The sequence below is a fragment of the Streptomyces sp. NPDC048436 genome (assembly GCF_043200355.1).
In the GTDB taxonomy this organism is placed as follows: Bacteria; Actinomycetota; Actinomycetes; order Streptomycetales; family Streptomycetaceae; genus Streptomyces.
Genome location: NZ_JBICXP010000003.1, coordinates 768396 through 790958 on the forward strand (window position 1 = coordinate 768396; position 22563 = coordinate 790958).

Consider the following 22563-nt stretch of genomic DNA (forward strand, 5'->3'; position numbering starts at 1 on the left):
ACAGTGCTCACAGCACAGTACTCACAGCTCCAGGACGGTGTCGTCGGGGAAGCGCAGGCGCACGGTGTCGCCGTCCACCGAGCAGATGATGGCCTCCCTCAACGCTGTTGGCCGGACGCTGTCTTGGGACAGTGCGACGAGCGTGACGTGGATGCCGGAGCCGCCCGGATGTCCGGCCAGGGTCAGATACGGCGTCGCCGAGTGCGGCCCGTAGGCGTTGGCCGCCACCTCACGGGCGATGCCCGCCTCCTCGTCCCAGCCGTGCAGCGCGACGACGGCGCTGGTCAGCCCGGATCCGGTGCGGGTCAGGGCCCAGCCGGGGCCCTTTTCGGCGTACGGCTGTGCCTCGTCGGCCACCGCGTAGCCGCCCTCGCGGATCGTCACCCCTTCCGGTGCCTGGAGCCGGTGGACGCGGATCTCCCACGGGCCGTGCAGCGCGCTGGTCGTCTCGACGGGGAAGTCGCCTTTGATGCCGGCCAGTTGGGCGTCGTGGCGGGAGGTGGCCACGCGTCCCTCGCAGCGCACCGGGTGAATTCGGCGGCGGCGTGAGGGGGTGCCGTCCGGCGCGAGCAGCGCGAGGTGGTTGTCCACGGTGCGTTCCCAGGCGCTCGGGGCGGTCTCGGGGGCGGTCGCGGATGAGTAGCCGAACTTGGCATAGTGCGGGTCGTCGGCCGCGGGGCCTTCCAGGGGGTTGTGGTCGCTGCCGTGGTTGACCAGACGGACGATGCCGTCGTGGCGCGTGCCGTGCAGGAGCCAGCCCGGCTCGGGGAGCGCCGTGTACTGGTCGGACTCCTCGACGGGGAGCGGGAGTTCGCGCTCCGTCCACACCGGGTGGTCGGCGGGCAGCAGCAGCCCGAGGAAAGCCTTGCTCGCCCAGTAAGGGGAGGCCGGGCCCGAGTAGGCCTGGGTGGCGGGCAGGAACGTGCCGTACCAGCCGAGCGGAAGCAGCCCGCGCTCGTCGGGGACGCCGCGCTCCACGAAGTGCCGTGCGGTGCCGGACGCGAGACGCCGGGTGAGACCGGGGGCCAGGGGCGTGCACCCCGCGAGGGCGCCCATCCATACGGGGGCGGTCGCCGCGAAGCGGTACGTCAGGGAGCGGCCCTGGTGGACGGGGGCGCCGTCGGCGCCGAAGAAGTGCGGGTAGGTGGTGAGGAACTGGGCGAGGCGCTCGCGGTAGACCTTGGCGCGCCCTCCGTCGTCCGGGCCCGCCATGCGTGCCCAGAGCAGCGGATAGAGGTGCATCGCCCAGCCGATGTAGTAGTCGAAGTTGCGCCCGTCGCCGTCGCTGTACCAGCCGCCGCCGCGGTACCAGTCCTCGATCCGGTCCAGGCCGCCGTCGACGTCCTCCTGGCGGTACGGGGCGCCGACGGAGGCCAGGAACTGCTCGGAAACCACTTGGAACAGGCGCCAGTTGTTGTCCCAGGTCCTGCCTCCGACGAAGCCGGAGAACCAGTCCACGACCCGCTCCTGGACCCGGGGATCGAGCTTGTCCCAGATCCAGGGGCGGGTCTCGTGCAGGGCGACCGCGATGGACGCCGCCTCCACCATCTGCTGTGAGCAGTCGCTGAGTTCGGGCCAGGCCTCGCCGCTCGCGCTGTCGCGGTCCGTGCCCGTTGTCAGACCCTGCGCGTAGCGTTCCAGGAGGTGGGGGTCTACCTCGCCGCCGGCTCCCGCGATCCGGAAGGAGGCCAGGAGGAATGACCGCGCGTACCCCTCAAGGCCGTCCGACACGACCCCCGACCAACTGCCGCGCCCCGGCAGGCGGTACTGCGCGAAGTGCGGCGTCGCGTACGGGACGAGCGCCTCCAGCTGCCGGTCGGCGAGCGCCTCCCAGTGGGACCGGGTCCAGCCCGTGAGCGGGGACAGGATGCGGTCGGTGGGCGGCAGGGACAGGTGCGGCGCGGGCCCGGGTGCTGCGGGCCTGAGTGGTGCGGGCATGGCGGGGCCGTGCTTCCTTTGTGGGGGAGGCTTCTGCGTGAGGGCGCCGGTCACCTCAGGTGCGCGGTGTGCGTGTGGCCTCGCGAGCCCGCGACGCGGACCGTGACGACGGGGCGGCGGCCTGGGGTGACGGTGACCGTGTCATCGGCGCGGACCACCTTGCGTACGGCGAAGGGCAGTTCCAGGGTCAGCGTCGTGCTGGTGCGGCCCGGGTCGGCCACGGCCAGCGATATGCCGTCGCCGCCGCGTCGCGCGATCACGGTGCAGGGGCCCGACGCCGCGATCCCGGCCGCGCTGCCCGGCCCCCAGAAGTGCGCGGCGACGAGGCCGTGGCGGCGGGCCTCGACGGCCTGGGCCGTGGCGTTGTTGGCCAGGATGCGGACCGGCCGTGAGTGGGCCCAGACGGCGGTGGCGGTGGCGCTCGCACCGGGCAGGAGGACATAGGCGTACGAGGACGCGGCGGGGGAGACGCCGTGATCGAGCCACAGGGTCAGATAGCGGCGGGTGACGGGGGTGGTGCTGCCTCCGGTGTCCGCGCCGGTGTTGACGGCCCGCCAAGTGCCGGTGCGCTCCTCGCGCAGGGCGTGGAGCCCCGTACTGGACTCGGGGAAGACGTAGCCGCCGGTGCCGTCCAGGTGGGCCCAGCGGACGCCGGGCAGGGGCGCCGACCAGCCCGTGCGTGAGGGCTGGCGCCGGCCGTCGACTGTGAGCCGCGGTGCCCCGTCCGCGTACAGATTGCGGTTCTCGACGACCGTCTCGATGGCCCGCCCGTCGCTCGCCGTGATGTCCGCGCCCAGGGCGACGACCGCGTTGTCGAGGAAGAACCACGCCTTCCGGGCCCGCAGAGTGCTGCCGTCGGCGAGGAGTTCCATCGCGGCGGCGCCGTAGGTGCCGTCGAGCACCGCGCCGCCCGCCACGGCGTTCTTCGGGCGGTAGGTCGCCGTCCCGCCGCCCGAGCCGATGTCGGCGCGCTCGCGGGTGTCCACGGTGGTGCCCGGCAGGCGGTAGGGATCGACGGTCGCCCAGAAGCCGTCCCCGAACTGGCCCAGGTCGTCGCCGTCGTACAGGTAGGCCATGCCGTCGCCGGTGTACCAGCCGTGCAGGTTCTCGCCGTTGCCCGCCTCGTACGCGGCGATCCGCTGGGAGGAGAGGGAGAGCGTGAGCGCCCAGCCGGGGCGGCGGTGCACCACCCGGTCCATGTCCGCGAAGGTGAAGTGTCCGGTGAGCCGGCCGGCGGCCGGTATGGCCGTGTCGTCGAGCACGGTCTTGGCGCGGGCCAGCGCGGGGACGCCGACCAGGCCCAGATAGGGGTGGGTCTTGTTGCGGCGGATCCAGCCCTTCGCCAACGCCCGCCAGCGTGCGGCGTACGCGGCGGGGGCCCCGTCCGCCAGTTGCAGGATGTTGGTGAGGGCCGCCGCGCCGTCCTTGTGGTCCGGCGCCTTCTCGCGGGAGATCGCACGGCCGCGCAGCGCGTCCATCATCAGGCCGTCGAAGACGACCGGCGAGAACGTCCTGTCCACCGCCTCGTAGAGCACGGAGGTCTTCGGGTCGCTGACGGCCCACTCGGAGCCGGTGAGCAGCGCGATCAGCTGGCCGGCGCTGCCGAGCAGGACACTGCCGTACGTTCCCGTGTACGCGACGGAGCCGTGCTGCACGAATGACCCGTCCTCGTAGAAGCCGTCGCCCGAAGTGACGTACGTGAACAGGCTGTTCTTGCCCCCGTCCCGGACGTCCGAGAGACCGTCGCGGGCCAGGGCCAGCGTGGCCGTGTCCCGGGCGAGGAGGCCGCGCAGGGCCACGATGACGGCTTTGTCGGCGCGGTTGGCGCCCGTCTCGGACAGCGTCGGGGCGTTGGTACGGCGGTCGGGGCTCGGGCAGAACTTCGCCACCGTGGCGACGTACGCCGACAGGTCGGCCGCGGGGAGCCGCTCGCGCAGCAGCACACAGGTGTCCATCAGGGCGCGGGGCGCGCCGATCTCCCAGAACCACCAGTTGCCGGATTCGGGGCGGCCGGTGTTGTAGCCCTCGGCGTGCAGGAAGCGCAGGGCGGCGAGCAGGGTGTCCGCCACCTCGGCGCTGTCGCTGAGGGAGGTGCCGGGGGTGGCCCAGGCCGTCGCGATGGTGCGCAGGCGCGTATAGCTCTGGCCGAAGTTGCCGGGGTCCTTCGCGGGGGAGAGGTCGGCCCACAGGGCGGTGCGGTCCTCGGAGCGGTCCAACTCCCGCCACCAGCCGGAGGCTTGGGCGTCCAGGGTCTTCAGGGCCGCCGCGAAGTCCGGGTCGGTGGCGTCGAAGGCGCCGCCGGTGAGTTGCGCTGCCGCGCGGGTGAGGAGGGTGTCGTACGGGTCCGCTTCGTCCGCGGCGGCTGCGTCGGTGGCTTCGGCTGTGGCTGCCCATGCCGTGCCGCTCGTGGCCGGCGGCAGGAGCGCGGAGGTGGCACCTGCGGCGAGGAGTGCGCGGCGGCGGGGGCCGGCGGGTCCGGTGGGTCCGGTGGGTCCGGCGGGTCTGGGGAGGGGCTTGGGCATGCGGGACTCCCAGGGGTGTCAGGCGGGGGAGGAGGCGGAGGACCGAGAGGCGTGGGCGATTCCGCGACAGCATGTAAGCGGTTGCTATGTCGGGGCAAGAGGGCCCGGCATCTTTCTATGTTCTTTCTGTCCGGTGGAGGTCTGGAGGGCGCCCATCGCACGTCAACCGGTTACATCAGGCGGTGTTGACGCTGACGGTAAGCGATTACTACGTTGCGGCCCCATGGCTGAGAACAGGACCCGAACCGTACGCGCCCGTAGTACCCGGACCCTCCGCGCCGCGACGGCGACCGCAGCCGCGGCCGCCACCCTCGCGCTCGCCCTCCCCGCCCACGCGGCCCCCTTCGAGCCGACCCCCGGCTCGGACGGCGTCGGCGACCCGCTGTTCCCGACGCTCGGCAACGGCGGCTACGACGTCCGCCACTACGACCTCTCCTTCGGCTTCACGCCTGTGACGTACGACTTCACCGGCACCATGAAGATCAAGGCGAGAGCCACCCAGGACCTGCTCTCCTTCAACCTCGACGTCGACTCGCTGGCCATCGACACGGTCAAGGTCAACGGCAGGAAGGCCACATGGGCCATCGGCCCGGGCCGGACCGGCCAGGAGCTCACCGTCACCCCGGCGGGCGCCCTGCGCGACAACCGCGCCTTCGACGTCGAACTGACCTACCACGGCAACGGCAAGACCAAGCCGGTCGGCCAGCCGCGCTGGCGCTACATGTCCGACGGCGGCTTCGCGTCGGCCGCCCAGGCCTCCCGCGCGGACACCTTCGCGCCGGTCAACGACCACCCCTCCGACAAGGCCACCTGGTCCTTCCACCTCACCGCCCCCGACGGCTGGACGCCCGCCGCCAACGGCAACCTCACCGGTGCCCGCGAGGCCGCCGGGTCCAAGAAGACGTGGGACTTCTCCCTCAAGTCCCCGATGGCGCCCGAGCTGTTGGGGATCTCCGTCAACAAGCAGACTTATCTCTACGGACGCGGCCCGCACGGAGTGAAGCTGCGTCACCTCGTCCCCGAGGACCAGCAGGCGAAGTACCGGCCGATCGCCGAGGAGACCGGCGGGCAGCTCGCATGGCTGGAGAAGACCCTCGGTGTGCGCTATCCGTTCGACACCTACGGCGTGCAGATCGTGCGGGACGGCTACAGCGACGCGTTGGAAAATCAAACCCTGTCACTCTTCGGGCCGTCGTGGTTCGACCGCCCCACCTACTCGACCACCATGGTCCACGAGCTGACCCACCAGTGGTTCGGCGACTCCGTCACCCCTTCCACCTGGCAGGACGCCTGGCTGAACGAGGGGCCGGCCGTCTACTACGCGGCCGTGTGGGCGGACCAGAAGGGCTTCCAGCCCATCGAGGAGAAGATGAAGACCGCGTACGCCAAGCTCGACGCGGTCCGCAAGACCGACGGCCCGCCCGGAAAGCCCACCGGGCTCGGCGGCTTCAACATCTACGACGGTGCCGCGGTCTCCCTCTACGCCCTCGACCAGCAGATCGGGATGGAGAAGTTCGAGGCCGTGATGAAGGCGTGGCTGACCAAGCACCGGCACGGCAACGCCTCCACCCAGGACTTCATCGACAACGCTGTCAAGGTCACCGGTGACGCCTCGGTCGGTACGTTCCTGAACCACTGGCTGTTCGACCTCGACAACCCGCCGATGCCGGGCCACCCCGACTGGGGCGTGACGAAGTGAGGCGCCCACGCGTCACCGCGGTGTGCGTGGCCTTCGCGGCCGTAGCGGCTGCCGGAGCCGTCATCGCCCCGCAGAGCGCGGCACAGACAGCCCAGGCAAGCCAGGCCTCCCCGGCCCCCAAGATCCTCCACGTGGCACCGAACGGCTCAGGCGCCTCCTGCACCGTCGCCCGCCCCTGCTCCCCGGAGGCCGCCCGCGACGCGGCGCGCGCCGTCAGCGGACGGGACGTGCGCGTCGAACTCGCCGACGGCACCTACGAGATGAGCGATCCGCTCACACTGGGCGCCGCCGACTCCGGGCGCGACGGGCACGCCGTCACCTGGACCGCCGCCCGCGGCGCCCGCCCCGTACTGTCCGGTGGGCGTGCCCTGACCGGATGGGACAAGGGGACCGACGGCACCTGGACGGCCGACGTCCCCGAAGGCATCACTCCGCGCCAGCTCTTCGTGGACGGGAAGCGGGCGCTGCGCGCGCGGGGCGAGGCCTGCGCCGCGAACATCTGTGACGCGACGAAGACCGGCATGACGGGCGCCACCGCCACCGGCATCAGAGAGTGGCGGCGGCCCACCGGCGCCGATGCCGTCATCAAGGTCCGCTGGCGCGACTACCACTGCCGGATCGCTTCCGTCGACGGCGACCGGATGACCTTCGCCCAGCCCTGCTGGACCAACTCCGCGAGCGGCACGAACCGTACGGGACCGGCCTGGGACTCGACCACGGTCGACTCGTCGCGCTACTCCCAAGTGGCCTTCTTCGAGAACGCCCGCGAACTCCTCGACGAACCCGGTGAGTTCGTCTGGGACGCCGAGGACCGCACCGTCACCTACCTCCCGCGCAAGGGCGAGAACATGAGCCACGCGCGCGTGCTCACCCCGGTGACCGAACAGCTCATGGTCATCGACGGCGCCCACGACCTGCGCGTACAGGGCATCGGATTCGCCTACGCCGCCTACCGCCGGCCCTCCACCGACGAGGGGTATGCGGGCACCCAGGCCGGTCTCACCCTCACCGGGGCGAGCGGCCCGGTCGATCACGCGGGGCGTCACTACACCAAACCGAGCGCCGCCCTCACAGTGCGCGGCGGGCGTCATGTGGCCGTAAGCGGCGGTGAGTTCACGCATCTGGGTGGCGCCGGAGTCGTCCTCGAAGCGGGCACCAAGGACACGTCGGTCACGCGCTCACGCTTCAGTGACCTGTCCTCCGGCGCCGTGTACGTCGGCGACACCGAGCCCCAGCCGGCCGCCGAACTCGCGGGTGAGCGGAACACCGTCGCGTACAACACGATCCGCGGCGCCGGAGCCGAGTACACGGACGCGGTGGGCATCTGGGCCGGATACGAGGCCGAGCTGACCGTCGACCACAACACCCTTGAGGACCTGCCCTATTCGGGGATCTCGGTCGGCTGGGGCTGGAACCAGCCGGAGGCCCAGAAGTCGGTCCTGCGGGACAACCGGGTGACCGGCAACAGGATCACCGACGTGATGCGCGTCGAGCACGCCCAGCACGACGGCGGCGCCATCTACACCCAGGGCGCCCAGCCCGGCACGGTCGTCTCCGGGAACTACATCAACCGCTCCGCCTACGGGAACACCGAGCGGGACGGCAACGGCATCTACCTCGACGAGCAGTCCTCGTACATCCGCGTCGAAGGCAACGTCATCACCCGCATCGGCTACAAGTGGGTCTCCAACTGGGCCGATTACGGCATCCAGAACCACGCGAGCGGCAACTGGACCGACACCGACGCACCCGCCCTCACCGGCACGGGATCGACGATGAACGACAACCACACCAAGCTGGACCGGCTGCCGCCCCGGGCACTCGCGGTGGCGGCACGCGCGGGCGCGCGCGAGGTGGCGGCCGAGCAGCTCCGCCCGGACCTCGCCCGCGCGGGCACGGCGTCGCAGTCCTCCACGGACGGCGCGGCCACCGCGTCGTACGCCACCGACGGGGACACCACCACCGACACCCGCACGCTCGCCGAACCGGGCGCCTGGTGGCAGGTCGACCTCGGTGACACGCGGCGCGTGGGACAGGTCGAGGTCTGGAACAACACCTCCATGACGACGGCCGGCTTCGACGTCCAACTCGCACGGACCGCGGACTTCGCCGACGCCACGACCCTGCACGTCACCGGACGAGCCCTGCGGCCCACACTCCTCGACACGGACGCGGAAGCCAGATACATAAGGATCAAGCTCACCGGCACGGGACGCGTGGCGCTCGCCCACGTGCTCGTCCATCCGGCCCGTACGTAGGCAACACCCGCACCCGTACGTGGGCAACACCCGCACTCGCACAGCTCTTTGCACGGAAAGGCACACCATGACCGACCTCCGTCTCGGCGTCCTCGGCTACGGCCTGCGCGGCTCGCTCGCCCGCACCGCACACCGGCCCGGCGCGGGCTCCCGCGTCACCGCGCTCGCCGACCACGACGTCACCGCGCGGACGGAGGCGGCCGTGGCCTTCCCCGGCGCCCTGATATCCACCGACCACCGCAAGGTCGTGGAGGACCCCGACGTCGACGCCGTCGTGATCCTCACCCCCGACCACACCCACGCACAGCTCGCCTGCGAGGCGCTGCGCGAGAAGAAGCCCGTCTTCGTGGAGAAGCCCCTGGAGATCGGCATCGAGGCCTGCGACGAGATCCTGCGGACGGCGTTCGAGACGGGAACCCGCCTCTACGTAGGTCACAACATGCGCCACATGCCCGTCGTCAGGCTGATGCGGGACATCATTCAGCGCGGCGAGATCGGCGAGGTCAAGACCGTCTGGGTACGCCATTTCGTCGCCTACGGAGGCGACTGGTACTTCAAGGACTGGCACGCCGAGCGGCAGCACACCACCGGCCTGTTGCTCCAGAAGGCAGCCCACGACATCGATGTCCTGCACTGGCTCGCGGGCGGCTACACCCGCCAGGTGCAGGCCCTCGGCGACCTCATGGTCTACGGCGACAACCCGCACCGCCGCGAGCCGGGCGAGCCGAAGACGGAGGACTGGTACACCAAGGACGGCCACTGGCCGCCGCACACCCAGCGCGACCTCAACCCCGTCATCGACGTCGAAGACGTATCCCTGGTCAACATGCGCCTCGACAACGGGGTGTTGGCCTCCTACCAGCAGTGCCACTTCACCCCCGACTACTGGCGCAACTACACCGTCATCGGCGACGCGGGCCGCCTGGAGAACTTCGGCGACGGCCCCGGGGGAGTGGTGAAGGTCTGGAACGCGCGCCGTTCGACGTACCGCCCGGACGCCGACGCCGAATATCCGGTGCCGGACGCCCAGGACGAGGGCGGGCACGGCGGCTCCGACCCGCTCCTCATCGAGGAGTTCGTACGTTTCGTACGCGAGGGAGGGCGCACCGACACGTCGCCGGTCGCCGCCCGGATGGCGGTGGCGGCGGGCGTCCGCGCCACGCAGTCGCTGCGGGACGGCGGAGTGCCGCGCGAGGTGCCGGAGCTGGATCCGGAGCTCGTCGCGTACTTCGAGCGGGGCCAGCGGCGGGCCTGAAGGACCCGGGCCTGAAGGAAAGCTGCGGCGGCGCTTAAGAAATCCTCGATGGACCAGGGCGCCGCCGTAGGGAAGATTCCTGTGTCGTCGGGGGTAGAAGCGACGTACGACAGGAGCCGTTGCGTTGAAGGCGCTGGTCAAGGAGAAGGCGGAGCCAGGGCTCCGGCTGATGGACGTACCCGAGCCGGTGATCGGCCACGGGGACGTTCTGATCAAGGTGCTCCGCACCGGGATCTGCGGGACCGATCTGCACATCCGGGCCTGGGACGGCTGGGCGCAGCAGGCGGTCGCGGCGCCGCTGGTCGTTGGACACGAGTTCGTCGGCGAGGTCGTCGAGACCGGCCGTGACGTCGCCGACATCAACATCGGTGACCGGGTCAGCGGCGAGGGCCACCTGGTCTGCGGCAAGTGCCGCAACTGCCAGGCCGGACGCCGCCACCTGTGCCGGGCGACGGTGGGGCTCGGCGTCGGCAGGGACGGGGCGTTCGCGGAGTACGTCGCGCTGCCCGCCTCCAACGTGTGGGTGCACCGCGTCCCCGTGGACCTCGACGTGGCCGCGATCTTCGACCCGTTCGGCAACGCGGTGCACACCGCGCTGTCCTTCCCGCTGGTCGGCGAGGACGTGCTGATCACCGGAGCCGGACCGATCGGCCTGATGGCGGCGGCCGTGGCCCGCCACGCGGGCGCCCGCAACGTCGTCGTCACCGACGTCAACGACGAGCGTCTCGACCTCGCCCGCAAGGTCGGCGCGAGCCTGGCCCTCAACGTCGCCGAGCGCTCGATCGCCGACGGCCAGCGCGAGCTGGGCCTGCGTGAGGGCTTCGACGTCGGCCTGGAGATGTCCGGCAACCCGGTCGCGATGCGCGACATGCTCGCCAACATGACCCACGGCGGCAAGATCGCCATGCTCGGACTGCCGGCCGAGGACTTCGCCGTCGACTGGTCCCGCGTCGTCACCTCCATGATCACGATCAAGGGCATCTACGGCCGCGAGATGTTCGAGACCTGGTACTCGATGTCCGTGCTGCTCGAAGGCGGCCTCGACCTCGCCCCCGTGATCACCGGCCGCTACGGCCACCGTGACTTCGAGGCGGCCTTCGACGACGCGGCGAGCGGCCGCGGCGGCAAGGTCATCCTCGACTGGACCTCCTGAACCACCACCGCCTCAGCTGCTGAAGGAATCAAGCATGTTCGACTCCGTACGCGACGACCTGCGCACCACCCTCGACGAGATCCGCGCCGCCGGACTGCACAAGCCCGAGCGCGTCATCGGCACCCCGCAGTCCGCCACGGTCGCCGTCACCGCGGGCGGGCGCCCCGGCGAGGTGCTGAACTTCTGCGCGAACAACTACCTCGGCCTCGCCGACCACCCCGAGGTGATCGCGGCCGCCCACGAGGCGCTCGACCGCTGGGGCTACGGCATGGCGTCCGTACGCTTCATCTGCGGTACGCAGGAGGTGCACAAGGAGCTTGAGGGGCGCCTGGCCGCGTTCCTCGGCCAGGAGGACACGATCCTCTACTCGTCCTGCTTCGACGCCAACGGCGGTGTCTTCGAGACGCTCCTCGGCGCGGAGGACGCGGTCATCTCCGACGCCCTCAACCACGCGTCGATCATCGACGGCATCCGGCTGAGCAAGGCCCGCCGCTTCCGGTACGCCAACCGCGACATGGCCGACCTGGAGCAGCAGCTGAAGGAGGCGTCCGAGGGCGGCGCGCGCCGGAAGCTGATCGTCACCGACGGCGTCTTCTCCATGGACGGCTACCTCGCGCCGCTGCGGGAGATCTGCGACCTCGCCGACCGCTACGACGCGATGGTGATGGTCGACGACTCGCACGCCGTCGGCTTCGTCGGCCCCGGTGGCCGCGGCACCCCTGAGCTGCACGGCGTCATGGACCGCGTCGACATCATCACGGGCACCCTCGGCAAGGCGCTCGGCGGCGCATCCGGCGGTTACGTCGCGGCCCGCGCCGAGATCGTCGCGCTGCTTCGCCAGCGGTCGCGCCCGTACCTCTTCTCGAACACGCTCGCCCCGGTGATCGCGGCGGCGTCCCTGAAGGTGCTCGACCTCCTGGAGTCGGCGGGCGACCTGCGGGAGCGGCTCGCCGTGAACACCGCGCTGTTCCGCTCGCGGATGACGGAGGAGGGCTTCGACATCCTGCCGGGCGACCACGCGATCGCCCCGGTGATGATCGGTGACGCCTCCGTCGCCGGACGCATGGCCGAGCTGCTCCTGGAGCGCGGCGTGTACGTGATCGGCTTCTCGTACCCGGTGGTGCCGCAGGGCGCGGCCCGCATCCGCGTCCAGCTCTCCGCCGCGCACTCCACGCAGGACGTGAACCGTGCGGTGGACGCCTTCGTGGCGGCGCGGGCGGAGCTGGAGGGCGCGGAAGCCTGAGCGTGAGGCCGATGGTTCCGGCGCGACCGGCGGTTTGGGAGAATCGACCTCATGATCGAAGCGCGGCGGCTGCACATCCTCCGTGCGGTGGCCGACCACCGCACGGTCACGGCCGCTGCCGCCGCGCTCTACCTCACGCCCTCCGCGGTCTCCCAGCAGCTGACCGCCCTGGAGCAGGAGACGGGCCACCGCCTGGTCGAGCGGGGCGCGCGGGGGGTCAGGCTGACCCCGGCCGGCGAGATCCTGCTCTCCCACACGAACGCGGTCCTCGCCCAGCTGGAGCGGGCCGAGGCGGAGCTCGCCGCGTACAGCTCGGGCGCGGCGGGCACGGTGACCGTGGCGTCCTTCGCCACGGGCATCGCCCTGGTGGTCGGCCCCGCCCTCGTCCGCCTCTCGGCCGGGGCGCCCGGCATCCGGGTACGGGTCCAGGACGCGGAGGGCGACGCGAGCCTGCCGATGGTGCTCGACCGGCAGGTGGATGTCGCCGTGGCGGTGGAGTACCGGGGCGCGCCGGGTGTGGACGATCCGCGGCTGACGCGGGTCCCGCTGTACGCCGAGCCGTTCGACGCGGTGCTCCCGGTGACGCACCGCCTCGCGGACGCGGAGCGTGTGCCGCTCGCCGAGCTGGCCAAGGACGCCTGGATCGGGCCCTTCGCGGGCAACCCCTGCCATGACGTGGTGATACTCGCCTGCGAGGCCGCGGGCTTCCAGCCCCTGCTCGAACACTGGTCGGACGACTTCAGGGCGGTCGTCGCCCTGGCATCGGCGGGAGCGGGCGTGGCTCTGGTGCCACGCTCCGCGCTGCGGGGGATGGACGTCTCCGGGGTGGTGATCCGCCCGGTGGAGGGCGTGGCCCCTACGCGCCGGGTGTTCGCGGCGGTGCGGTGCGGGGCGGAGGAGCATCCGCTGATCCGTCCGGTGCTCGATGCCTTGGGGGAGGCCGCGGAGTAGGGGTCGCCGACGTAGGTGCCGCGGTGAGGTCGTTCCCCGTACGGTCCCGCCCGGGGTCCTCACCACGCAAGCGGCAGCGCCTCCGGGCCCCGGTTGATCGAGCCGCGGCGCCAGCGCACCTCTTCGGGCGTGATCGCGAGCCGCAGGCCGGGGGCCATGCGCAGCAGCGTGGAAAGGATCACCTCCGACTGCATCCGGGTCAGCGCCGCGCCCAGGCAGTAGTGCGCGCCGTGCCCGAAGGCGAGGTTGGGGGACTCGTCGCGGGTCAGCTCGAAGCGGTCCGGGTCGGTGTAGACCGCCGGGTCGCGGTCGGCGGCCAGATACGAGACGTAGACGGCCTCCCCGGCGCGGATGAGCACATCGCCCACGGGCACGTCCTCGGTGGCGATCCGGGGCAGCCCCACGCCGTTGCGCTGCGGGATGAACCGCAGCAACTCCTCGATGGCGGTGGGCAGCAGCTCGGGTTCGGCCCTCAGCCGTGCCAGCTGCTCGGGGTGGGTGAGCAGCGTGTACACCATCGTGGTGCACTGATTGCGGACCTGGTCGAGGGCGTTGAGGACGATCATCACAGCCAGCGAGATCAGCTCCGGGCGGCTGAGCGCGCCCTCGGCCTGCGCCTGCGACAGCTCGCTGAAGAGGTCGTCGCCCGGGTGTTCGAGGCGGTGGTCCGCGAGCTTCCTGAAGTGCCCGGCGATCTCGGCCTTGACCGCGTTGCTCTCCTCAAGTGAGCGGTCGCTGGAGAGGATGACGCTCCGCCAGGCCTGAAGCCGGCCGAGGTCGGCCTCCGGCACCCCGAGCAGTTTCCCGATCACCTGTTCCGGCATGGGCCCGGTCACGTACTCGGCGAGATCGGCGGGTGCCCCCTTGGCCAGCATCTCCCCGACCAGCCGCTCCGCGATCGCCTCCGCCTCCACCTTGAGGACCGCGACCCGCTTGCGGTTGAAGGTCTGGGCGAGGAGCCGCCGCAGCCGGGTGTGGTCGGGCGGATCGGTGCGGCCGATGCCGCCGACGGGGGCGACGACGTGCGGGGTCATGCTGGTCACCGGCCGGTCGACGGTCAGCGCCCGGCTGAACCGCGGGTCCGATGTGACCTCCTTGACGTCCTGGTAGCGGGTCACCAGCCAGGCGTTGCCCTCCCCGAACCGCATCCGTACCAGGGCGACGGGCTCCGCGCGCAGCAGCCGGTGCAGCAGCGGGTCGAACTCCAGCTCCTCCAGGTGCTCCACCGGCCAGAAGTGCTCGACGGCCTCCGCGGAGGTGCGCCGGCTCAGCTCGCCGGTGGTGATGTCCTCGCTCATGACGTCACCCCGACGTCCGCCATCGGGGCCTGGACGGGAGGCGAGTGCCGCAGCGGGGTCAGCTGCTCGATGTCGTACCGCACGCGCAGCTCCTCCACGGCCGCCGGGTCGATCCCGCCGCCGGCGAGGAGCTCCAGCAGCTCCTCGAAGTAGCGCTCGTGGTCCGGGGGAGGGGATGCCTGGAAGAGCATCCGGGCGGGGCGTCCTGTCGGGTTGGCGAAGGCGTGCGGGCAGCCCGGCGGCACCAGGATCATCGTCCCGGCCGTGGCCCGGATGTGGCGCAGACCGGACGGCGACTCCCACTCCCGCCAGTCGTCGCGGGTGCGGACCTTCGGCTCGAATGCCAGCACGTCCAGCTCGCCCTCCAGCAGGTAGAACAGCTCCTCGCTGCGGCTGTGGGTGTGCGCGCCGACGTCGAAACCGGGCGGCACCACCACCTCGAAGGTGGAGGCGACCGTCGAGTGCGCCCCAGTGACCTTGAAGGTCACCTGCTGTGCGGCGGTCCTGACGGTCCGGCCGCCGCCGGGCGGGATCACCAGACCCTCGGTCGGGCGGGTGGACGGGCCGGGGTCTTTCACGGCTCTCTCCTCTGGGTACGGCTCCTCGACGGTCCTCACCACTGCACCGGCAGTTCCCTGGGTCCGCGGATCAGCGCCCCGCGCTCCCACACCAGCTCCCGCTCCGGCACGGCCAGTTGCAGACCGGGGAAGCGGTCCCAGAGCGAGCGCAGCAGGATCTCGGACTCCATCCGGGCCAGAGTGGCGCCGGGGCAGTAGTGGGGGCCGTGGCCGAAGGCGACGTGCGGGTTGTGTGTCCGGTCGAAGTCGAGCCGCTCCGGGTCGGCGAACACCTGCGGGTCGCGGTTGGCCGTGAGGTACGAGACGTAGACGGGGTCACCCGCGGGGATCAGCACGCCGCCCACCTCGACGTCCTCCAGGGCGATCCGGGAGAGGCCGACCGCGTTGCGGTGCGGGATGTAGCGCAGCAGCTCCTCCACGGCCTGGGGGAGGAGCTCCGGTTCGGCGCGCAGGCGGGCCAGGTGGCCGGGCCGGGTGAGCAGCGCGTACACCATGTTGGCGCTGTTGTTGCGCACCGCGTGGGCCCCGCCGATCTGGATGAGCACGGCGAGGCCGACCGCCTCGTCCTGGTCGAGCACCTCGTTCCCCATGGCGTCCGCCAGCACTCCGGCCAGATCCTCCTCGGGCTCGGCCCTGCGCCGTTCGATGAGGTCGCGGAAGTACGCGGCCATCTCCGCCTTGGCCTGCTCGCTGGCCTCACGGCCGTGCGCGGCGGAGATGATGGTGTCCGACCAGTGCGCCATCTTCGACTGGTCCTCGTCCGATACACCCATCAGCGCGCACACCATGGCGAGCGGGAAGGGCCGGTTGAGGTGGGCCATCAGGTCGAGCGGTCCGCCCCGGTCCGCCATCCGGTCGAGGAGCCGGTCGGCGACCTGCTGGGCGTGGTCGCGCAGGCGGCGCATCGAGCGGGCGGTGAAGGCGCCGGCGACCACGCGCCGCATCCGGGTGTGGTCCGGCGGGTCCGCGAACCCGACGGCCCCGTCCATCGGGATGAAGTGCGGGGCGAGCCGGGTGACTTGGCGCCCCATCACGGCCTGCCGGCTGAAGCGGGGGTCCACGGAGACGAACCGTACGTCGTCGTAGCGGGTCGCGAGCCAGGCGTGGCCCTCGCCGTTGGGCAGTCGCACCCGGGCCACCGGCTCCTCGTGCAGCAGCCGGGCGAGCAGTGGGTCGAAGGCGAGGCCGGGCAGGTCCGGCGGTGCCCAGAAGTGGGTCTGCGGTTCGGGCATGGTGTTCTTTTCCTGTCTCGGTGGTGCGCGGTCAGACCGCCGGCTCCGGCGAGGCGGCCTTCGGTACGGCGGACTCCTCGGGCGTCACGGACCTGCCCGACGCTCCCTGGACGGTCCAGTGCCCCAGCGCCACCTCGGCGGTGATGCCCGGCCCGAACCCGGCGATCAGGCCCTTGGCCCGGTGCTCCGCTCCGCCCTCGTCGAACAGCCGCCCGAGCGCGTCGAGGACGACGGCGCTGGCGATGTTCCCGTACTCGGTGAGCGTGGCGCGGCTGAAGCGGAACGCCCGGGGCGGCACGCCGAGGTAGGTGCAGAGGTCGTCCAGGATGCGCGGTCCGCCCGCGTGGACGATGTAGAAGTCCAAGTTGGAGGCGTTCCAGCCGTGCTGGTCGGCGAGGGTGCTCAGGACGGGCGCCAGGTCCTCCATCGTGCCGGGGACCCTCTTGTCGAGCAGAAAGTGGAATCCGGTTTCACGCACCGCGTACGCGATCCAGTCCTCGGTCTGCGGTACGAGGTAGGAGCCGTTGCGCTCCAGATGCATCCCGGTGCCGCCGGAGCCCCGGACGACCGCTGCGGCCACGGCGTCGCCGAACAGTCCGTTGGACAGCAGGGTGCCGACGCCCACGTCGGTCGGCTGGTAGCTCAGCGAGCAGAACTCGCAGGCCACGATGAGGACGTTGGTCCCCGGGTAGGCGGTGCAGAAGTCGTGCGCCCGGTTGATCGCGCTGCCGCCTGCCGCACAGCCGAGCTGGGCGATCGGGACCTGCCGGGTCTCCGGCCGGAAACCCATGGTGTTGATCAGCCAGGCCGTCAGGGAGGGCATCATGAAGCCCGTGCACGAGACATAGACGATCAGGTCGATGTCACACGGCGACAGCTCGGCCGTCTCCAGCGCCTGCCGCACCACTTGCGGCACCCGTGCCTTGGCCTCCGTCTCGTAGAGCTTGTTGCGCACCTCGAAGCCCGGGTGGCGAAGCGTGTCCTCGAGAGGCTGGACGAGATGCCGTTTGGCCACTCCGGTGTTCTCGATCAGGCGTAGTGCGAGTGCGAGCTGGGGATGGTCGGCGTGAACGGTGCGCACCAGATCGAGGGTCTGTTCAGAGGTGATCACGTGCTCGGGCACCGCGACGGCAGGTCGGCACAAGACGGCCATGGGCGGAACATCCTGAGGGGTAGACGGCGCCCGGTCTCGTGGCGGGGTTCGGGCGGGCTGCCGGACAGCCGTGGTGGATCATTTCAGACCTAAAGGGGAAGGCCCAGCAAGTCGGCCTGAAACTGTACATAAGTTTCATTCGAGTGGCGGGCGGGACGCCGGACCGTCAGAGGTCGGCGGCGCCGGAGCGAACGGCGGGGAATGGACGTATGCCGTCGGCGTTACTGGACGGGCGAGCCCCCTTCGTCCCGCGCCGCGAAACTTCGAGCCGATCTATTGACCCTGCGGTCGGCCAGTCATTAGCGTGGCGGACACCTCAGAAAGCGCTTTCTGAAAGCGGTTGACGCTTCCGCACCAACGCTCCGCAACTGCCTCCGAAGTTCGCTGAATGCCAGGGGAGTTCTCCGTGAGCCAGAGCGCACTGCAGGCAACTCCCGTCAAAACGGCAGGCGTTGCCGACCGAAGCCGCCCCACCCTGCGGCAACGTACGGCCGAAGCGGCCGAGAAGAGCTGGCGGCCGCTCGTCCTGCTGCTCGTCTGCTTCGGTGCCTGGTGGCTCGTCGCCGCCACCGAAATGGTCGAGGCCTATCTCGTACCCTCGCCCGGCGCCACCCTCGACGTGATCCTCGACAAGCCCGACTATCTCTGGCAGCACAGCTGGGTCACCACGTACGAGACCCTGCTCGGCTTCGTCATCGCCGTGGGCGTCGGCATCCTCTCCGCGGTGCTCATGGTCTATTCGACCACCGTCGAGAAGACGCTCTACCCGATCCTCCTCTTCGCCCAGGTCGTGCCGAAGATCGCGATCGCGCCACTCTTCGTCGTCTGGCTCGGCTTCGGGATCGCACCGAAGATCCTCATCGCCGTGCTCATCGCCTTCTTCCCCGTCGTCATCTCGATGGTCACGGGACTGAAGGCCGTCGACCCGGAGATGCTCCAGCTCTCCGCCACCATGGGCGCGCGGCCCTGGCAGACCTTCCTGAAGATCCGCTTCCCGGCGTCGCTGCCGCATCTGTTCTCGGGTCTGAAGGTGGCCGTCACGCTCGCCGTCACCGGAGCCGTCGTCGGTGAATTCGTCGGCGCGAACGAAGGCCTCGGCTATGTGATCCTCCAGGCCAACGGAAACCTCGACACCCCGATGCTCTTCGCGGGCCTGCTCGTCATGTCGCTGATCGGCGTCGTCCTCTTCGTACTCGTCGAGATCGCCGAGAAGCTGCTGCTCCCGTGGCACGCGAGCCGCAGGGACGTGGCCGCCACCACGGCGTACTGATCCACGCCGCCAGCACCAGCCACCCGTACGCGAGAAGGGCCGTCCCATGCACGCGCGCAGACTGCTCACCGGCCTCGTCCCCCTGGCACTCGTCGCGGTGACCGCGACGGCCTGCGGCGGCGACGACGACAAGACGAGCACCAGCGACTCCGGCAAGAAGCTCGACAAGGTGACGCTGACGCTCAACTGGTATCCGTACGGCGAACACGCTCCGTTCTACTACGGCAAGAAGCAGAAGATCTTCGAGAAGCACGGCATTGACCTGGACATCAGGGCGGGCCAGGGCTCGCAGAAGACCGTGCAGGCCACCGGCACCGGGCAGACCGACTTCGGCTGGGCGGACACCCCTGCGGTGCTCGCGGGTGTCGATCAGGGGGTCAAGGTCAAGAGCCTCGGGGTCTTCCTGCAGACGACGCCCGCCTCCGTGCAGTTCTTCGCGGCGCAGGACGTCGAGGCGCCCGCCGACCTCAAGGGCAAGACGATCGCGGGCACGGCGGGCGACGCGCTCACCAAGACCTTCCCGATCTTCCTGGAGAAGAACGGCATGGAGCTCTCCGACGTCAAGGTCCAGAACACCGACCCGGCGGGCAAGATCGCCGCGGTGATCTCCGGCAAGACGGACGCGCTGCTCGGCTACGCCAGCGACCAGGGGCCCACCATGCGGAACAAGGCCAAGAAGGACGTCTCGTATCTGCGCTTCTCCGAGAACGGCCTCAACTTCTACTCCAACGGCCTCATCGCAGGACCCAAAACCCTTCAGGGCAGGGGCGATCTGGCCAAGCGCATGACCGCCGCCGTGAGCGAGTCATGGGCCGCCGCCGAGAAGAGCCCGGAGCCCGCGGTCGCCGCCATGGAGGGCGCGTCGGAGCAACTGCCCCCGGAGTCCGTGCTGTCCGAGCAGTTCAAGACGACGCTGACCCTGCTGCACACCGACGCCACAGAGGGGAAGGCGCCGGGCGCGAACACGGAGGCGGACTGGCAGCAGACCATCGACGTCTTCGCGGAGGCCGGCATGGTCAAGAAGGCCAAGCCCGTCGCCGAGTACTGGGACGCGGCCAAGGGGATCAAGGGCTGAGGGGCGGCAGGGCAATGACGAAGGATGCGACTCTCAAGATGAGTGACGAGCCACGGGCCCCGGTCGACAAGGCGGGACGCGCGCCATCGGGGGCGGCGGCGGGGCCTTCCGCCGTACGCCTCGATGACGTCGCCGTCCGCTTCCGTACGAAGAAGAAGGACGTCACCGCATTGCGGGACGTCTCCGTAGACGTCGCCGCGGGGGAGTTCGTGGCGATCGTCGGGCCGTCGGGCTGCGGCAAATCCACCCTCCTGAAGCTGGTCGCCGGACTGCTCGCACCCTCATCGGGCGACGTGCTGCTCAGCGGCGAGCGGGTGCGCGGTCCGCGCCGCGACATCGGATACGTCTTCCAGCGGGCCGCCCTCCTGGACTGGCGCACCGCGCGGCGCAACATCCTGCTCCAGGCGGAGATGCGCAGGATCCCCGCCGCGTCGGCACGCGCGCGTGCCGACGATTTGATCCGCATGACCGGACTCGACGGCTTCGAAGACGCCTATCCGCACGAGCTGTCCGGCGGCATGCAGCAGCGCGTGGCGCTCTGCCGCGCCCTCCTCCACGAACCACCCGTACTGCTCATGGACGAGCCCTTCGGAGCGCTCGACGCGCTCACCCGCGAGCAGATGAACGTCGAGCTGAACCGGATATGGCGCGAGACCGGCACCACCGTGCTCCTGGTGACCCACTCGATCGCGGAGGCCGTCTATCTCGCGGACCGCGTCGTCGTGATGAGCCCGCGCCCCGGCACGGTGACGGAGATCATCGACGTCGGCCTGCCGGCGGAACGTTCGTACGCGACGACGCTGGCGACAGGCGAGTTCCGCGAGGCCACGGGCCGGATCCGCGAGCTTCTGGGGGCGGTGTCCGCGCACGAGTGAGGCGTGAGCCAAAGGTCCCGACGTTTGCCGTTCGTCTCATATTCGGGATAGCGTGCCGAATATGGAACATGATGGCGTCGACGACCGGCTCGCCGCCCGCCTCGCCGAACTGCGCGCGGAACGCGGCTGGTCCCTCGGCGAGTTGGCGGACCGCAGTGGCGTGAGCCGCTCCACCCTCTCGCGGGCCGAGCGTGCGGAGATCAGCCCCACCGCGTCCCTCTTGAACCGGCTCTGCGCGGTCTACGAGCGCACCATGTCGCAGCTCCTGAGCGAGGTGGAGGCCGAGCCCGCGCAGCTGGTGCGCGCGGCCGAGCAGGGCGTCTGGACGGACAGTGCCTCCGGCTTCGTGCGCCGCTCGGTGTCGCCGCCGCACGCGGGCCTGCGCGGCGAACTCGTCGAAGGGCGCCTGGATCCGGGCGCCGACGTCTCCTACGACCGACCTCCCGTACCCGGCCTCGAGCAGCACATCTGGGTGCTCGAAGGGGCGCTGGAGGTCACCGTGCAGGGCGAGGCGCACACCCTGGAAGCGGGGGACTGTCTGCGGTTCCGGGTGTGGGGGCCGACGCGGTTCCGGTGTTCGGGGAAGCGGGCCGTGCGGTACGCGCTGGTGGTGGTCGCGGGATGAAGTCACTGGAACGGCCGGTGCCGACCCGTCTCACCTCCGCTCAACTCCACGCGTCTGCGGACGACTTGGCGGACCTCCTCGCCGACGTCGTGGACGGCGGAGCCTCCCTCGGCTTCCTCGCGCCCTTCGACCACGCGGCAGCCGCCGACTGGTGGCGCGGCCTGGCCCCTGCGGTGGCGGAGGGGCGGCTCGCGGTCTGGGCCGTGCGCGAAGCCGAGCGGATCACCGGGACGGTCGGCGTCAGCTTCGTGGACAAGCCCAACGGCAGGCACCGCGCCGAGATCATCAAGCTGATGGTCCACAGCTCCGCACGCGGCCAGGGCCTTGCCCGCACGCTCCTGGCCACCGCGGAACAGGCGGCGGCGGACGCGGGCGTGACCCTCCTGGTCCTGGACACGGAGACCGGCAGCCCCGCCGAGTCCCTCTACCGGTCCGGGGGTTGGACGGAGGCCGGGATGATCCCGGACTACGCGACGGACCCGGCCGGGGCACTCCACCCGACGACACTCTTCTTTAAGAAGGTGGGTGGTTCGGGCGCACCCCGACCGGACCGGGCACGTCAGTACCGCAGCGCCGCCAGATACGCGTAACTGTTCCGCGCCGTGGCGAACGGATCGGCGGGGCTGTCGTGCTCCACCAGCCACTGCTTGACGCCGCCCACGCGCGCGTGGTCGAACATCGCGGCGAAGTCCAGCGTCCCCGAGCCGACGTCGGCGAAGTCGCCGTCCGGTGCCATGTCCTTCACGTGCAGCGCGGGGAACCGTCGCGGATGACGTACGAAGTACGTCCCCGGATCCGCGCCGCCCTTCGCCGCCCAGTACACGTCCAGTTCGAAGCCGACCAGATGAGGATCGGTCTCGGTGAGCAGGATGTCGTACAGGCTCGTGCCGTCCACCACCACATGGTCCGTGCCGTGGTTGTGGAAAAGGACCGGGCCGAGCCCCGCGTCGCGCGAGGCCTGCCCGATCCTGTTGAACTGCCGTGTCGCTTCCCGGAATCCGTCCGGTGTGTGCAGCGCGCCGGGCAGGCTCGGCACCACCGGCCACTTCGCGCCGAGGGTGTGCAGATCCTCCAGGGCCCGCGGCAGGCCGCTGCCCTTGAGGATGTCGTACGAGACGTGCTCCAGGACCGCCCGCAGGCCCACCGCGTCGAGCATCCGCCGGATGTCGGCGGCGCCGTACCCGTGCCGGCCGCTCACGCCCACGGTCGCGTACCCGATGCCGGCGAGCCGCTCCAGGGTGCCCGCGAAGTCCTGCGCGAGGACGTTGCGCATGGTGTAGAGGTGCATGCCGATGCCACCGCGCGGGATGCGCCGGCACCGTGACGCCTCACCCGCGCGCGCGGGCAGTGCGGTACCGAGCGCTGCCGCGAGCCCCATCGACGTACCGAGAAAGGCGCGTCTGGTCCCGTTCGGACCGGTTCTTCTCTCCATGGTCGG

General features: G+C 70.9%; 18 protein-coding genes. 11 read left to right on the top strand and 7 right to left on the bottom strand.

Annotation, left to right across the window (positions count from 1 at the left end; all coding sequences use genetic code 11):
- Positions 1-21: 21 nt before the first annotated feature.
- Both ACGFX9_RS14385 and ACGFX9_RS14390 read right to left on the bottom strand, forming a co-directional pair.
- Positions 22-1938 carry a DUF2264 domain-containing protein gene (locus ACGFX9_RS14385; RefSeq protein ID WP_393470148.1) on the bottom strand — a complete coding sequence of 639 codons (1917 nt, stop codon included), beginning with the start codon at positions 1936-1938 and terminating at the stop codon, positions 22-24.
- A gap of 50 nt (positions 1939-1988) precedes the next feature.
- The gene (locus tag ACGFX9_RS14390) at positions 1989-4460 is read right to left on the bottom strand and encodes a polysaccharide lyase 8 family protein (protein ID WP_393470151.1); all 2472 of its coding nucleotides are present in this window, start codon (positions 4458-4460) and stop codon (positions 1989-1991) included.
- Positions 4461-4683: 223 nt separating this feature from the next.
- Between ACGFX9_RS14390 and ACGFX9_RS14395 the strand changes: the two genes are divergently transcribed.
- The 6 genes from ACGFX9_RS14395 (at position 4684) to ACGFX9_RS14420 (ending at position 13019) form a co-directional block, all read left to right on the top strand.
- The gene (locus ACGFX9_RS14395; RefSeq protein WP_393470153.1) at positions 4684-6159 is read left to right on the top strand and encodes a M1 family metallopeptidase; all 1476 of its coding nucleotides are present in this window, start codon (positions 4684-4686) and stop codon (positions 6157-6159) included.
- A complete protein-coding gene (locus ACGFX9_RS14400; protein ID WP_393470157.1) occupies positions 6156-8417 on the top strand; it encodes a right-handed parallel beta-helix repeat-containing protein in 2262 nt (753 codons plus the stop codon). The genes ACGFX9_RS14395 and ACGFX9_RS14400 overlap by 4 nt, the downstream gene beginning before the upstream one ends.
- 67 nt (positions 8418-8484) lie before the next feature.
- Positions 8485-9672 carry a Gfo/Idh/MocA family protein gene (locus tag ACGFX9_RS14405; RefSeq protein ID WP_393470160.1) on the top strand — a complete coding sequence of 396 codons (1188 nt, stop codon included), beginning with the start codon at positions 8485-8487 and terminating at the stop codon, positions 9670-9672.
- A gap of 124 nt (positions 9673-9796) precedes the next feature.
- Positions 9797-10825 (top strand): L-threonine 3-dehydrogenase, encoded by a 1029-nt coding sequence (tdh, locus tag ACGFX9_RS14410; RefSeq protein ID WP_393470163.1) that lies wholly within the window; start codon positions 9797-9799, stop codon positions 10823-10825.
- Positions 10826-10859: 34 nt separating this feature from the next.
- Positions 10860-12068, top strand: a complete 1209-nt coding sequence (locus ACGFX9_RS14415) for a glycine C-acetyltransferase (RefSeq protein WP_393470166.1) — start codon at positions 10860-10862, stop codon at positions 12066-12068.
- Between the two features lie 51 nt (positions 12069-12119).
- A complete protein-coding gene (locus ACGFX9_RS14420; RefSeq protein WP_393470169.1) occupies positions 12120-13019 on the top strand; it encodes a LysR family transcriptional regulator in 900 nt (299 codons plus the stop codon).
- 59 nt (positions 13020-13078) lie between these two features.
- Here ACGFX9_RS14420 and ACGFX9_RS14425 read toward each other — a convergent pair whose 3' ends face one another.
- The 4 genes from ACGFX9_RS14425 to ACGFX9_RS14440 are packed head-to-tail and all read right to left on the bottom strand — an operon-like array spanning position 13079 to position 17280.
- Positions 13079-14317 (bottom strand): cytochrome P450, encoded by a 1239-nt coding sequence (locus ACGFX9_RS14425; protein ID WP_393470172.1) that lies wholly within the window; start codon positions 14315-14317, stop codon positions 13079-13081.
- Complete coding sequence (locus ACGFX9_RS14430) at positions 14314-14895, bottom strand: cupin domain-containing protein (RefSeq protein ID WP_393470175.1); 582 nt, start codon at positions 14893-14895, stop codon at positions 14314-14316. Before ACGFX9_RS14430 ends, ACGFX9_RS14425 begins: the two co-directional genes overlap by 4 nt.
- Before the next feature lie 35 nt (positions 14896-14930).
- Entirely contained in the window at positions 14931-16127 is a 1197-nt protein-coding gene (locus ACGFX9_RS14435; protein ID WP_393470177.1) for a cytochrome P450, read from the bottom strand.
- Positions 16128-16158: 31 nt separating this feature from the next.
- The gene (locus ACGFX9_RS14440; protein WP_393470181.1) at positions 16159-17280 is read right to left on the bottom strand and encodes a type III polyketide synthase; all 1122 of its coding nucleotides are present in this window, start codon (positions 17278-17280) and stop codon (positions 16159-16161) included.
- Between the two features lie 388 nt (positions 17281-17668).
- Between ACGFX9_RS14440 and ACGFX9_RS14445 the strand changes: the two genes are divergently transcribed.
- From ACGFX9_RS14445 to ACGFX9_RS14465, 5 genes are all read left to right on the top strand, one after another.
- Positions 17669-18550, top strand: coding sequence for an ABC transporter permease (locus tag ACGFX9_RS14445; RefSeq protein ID WP_393470184.1), 882 nt, complete (start codon positions 17669-17671; stop codon positions 18548-18550).
- Positions 18551-18596: 46 nt separating this feature from the next.
- Complete coding sequence (locus ACGFX9_RS14450) at positions 18597-19625, top strand: ABC transporter substrate-binding protein (protein WP_393470188.1); 1029 nt, start codon at positions 18597-18599, stop codon at positions 19623-19625.
- A 38-nt stretch (positions 19626-19663) separates the two neighbouring features.
- Positions 19664-20500, top strand: coding sequence for an ABC transporter ATP-binding protein (locus ACGFX9_RS14455; protein ID WP_393470191.1), 837 nt, complete (start codon positions 19664-19666; stop codon positions 20498-20500).
- A 61-nt stretch (positions 20501-20561) separates the two neighbouring features.
- Positions 20562-21125, top strand: coding sequence for a helix-turn-helix domain-containing protein (locus ACGFX9_RS14460; protein ID WP_393470194.1), 564 nt, complete (start codon positions 20562-20564; stop codon positions 21123-21125).
- Entirely contained in the window at positions 21122-21715 is a 594-nt protein-coding gene (locus ACGFX9_RS14465) for a GNAT family N-acetyltransferase (protein ID WP_393470197.1), read from the top strand. Before ACGFX9_RS14460 ends, ACGFX9_RS14465 begins: the two co-directional genes overlap by 4 nt.
- Here the strand turns inward: ACGFX9_RS14465 and ACGFX9_RS14470 are convergent.
- Complete coding sequence (locus ACGFX9_RS14470) at positions 21685-22557, bottom strand: sugar phosphate isomerase/epimerase family protein (RefSeq protein WP_393470199.1); 873 nt, start codon at positions 22555-22557, stop codon at positions 21685-21687. The two genes, ACGFX9_RS14465 and ACGFX9_RS14470, sit on opposite strands and share 31 nt — an antisense overlap.
- Positions 22558-22563: the final 6 nt, after the last annotated feature.

Coding starts and splice junctions, on each gene's coding strand:
- ACGFX9_RS14385 (WP_393470148.1), bottom strand. CDS start 1,938: ATGCCCGCACCACTCAGGCCCGCAGCACCCGGGCCCGCGCCGCACCTG.
- ACGFX9_RS14390 (WP_393470151.1), bottom strand. CDS start 4,460: ATGCCCAAGCCCCTCCCCAGACCCGCCGGACCCACCGGACCCACCGGA.
- ACGFX9_RS14395 (WP_393470153.1), top strand. CDS start 4,684: ATGGCTGAGAACAGGACCCGAACCGTACGCGCCCGTAGTACCCGGACC.
- ACGFX9_RS14405 (WP_393470160.1), top strand. CDS start 8,485: ATGACCGACCTCCGTCTCGGCGTCCTCGGCTACGGCCTGCGCGGCTCG.
- ACGFX9_RS14415 (WP_393470166.1), top strand. CDS start 10,860: ATGTTCGACTCCGTACGCGACGACCTGCGCACCACCCTCGACGAGATC.
- ACGFX9_RS14420 (WP_393470169.1), top strand. CDS start 12,120: ATGATCGAAGCGCGGCGGCTGCACATCCTCCGTGCGGTGGCCGACCAC.
- ACGFX9_RS14425 (WP_393470172.1), bottom strand. CDS start 14,317: ATGAGCGAGGACATCACCACCGGCGAGCTGAGCCGGCGCACCTCCGCG.
- ACGFX9_RS14435 (WP_393470177.1), bottom strand. CDS start 16,127: ATGCCCGAACCGCAGACCCACTTCTGGGCACCGCCGGACCTGCCCGGC.
- ACGFX9_RS14440 (WP_393470181.1), bottom strand. CDS start 17,280: ATGGCCGTCTTGTGCCGACCTGCCGTCGCGGTGCCCGAGCACGTGATC.
- ACGFX9_RS14445 (WP_393470184.1), top strand. CDS start 17,669: ATGCCAGGGGAGTTCTCCGTGAGCCAGAGCGCACTGCAGGCAACTCCC.
- ACGFX9_RS14450 (WP_393470188.1), top strand. CDS start 18,597: ATGCACGCGCGCAGACTGCTCACCGGCCTCGTCCCCCTGGCACTCGTC.
- ACGFX9_RS14455 (WP_393470191.1), top strand. CDS start 19,664: ATGAGTGACGAGCCACGGGCCCCGGTCGACAAGGCGGGACGCGCGCCA.
- ACGFX9_RS14460 (WP_393470194.1), top strand. CDS start 20,562: ATGGAACATGATGGCGTCGACGACCGGCTCGCCGCCCGCCTCGCCGAA.
- ACGFX9_RS14465 (WP_393470197.1), top strand. CDS start 21,122: ATGAAGTCACTGGAACGGCCGGTGCCGACCCGTCTCACCTCCGCTCAA.
- ACGFX9_RS14470 (WP_393470199.1), bottom strand. CDS start 22,557: ATGGAGAGAAGAACCGGTCCGAACGGGACCAGACGCGCCTTTCTCGGT.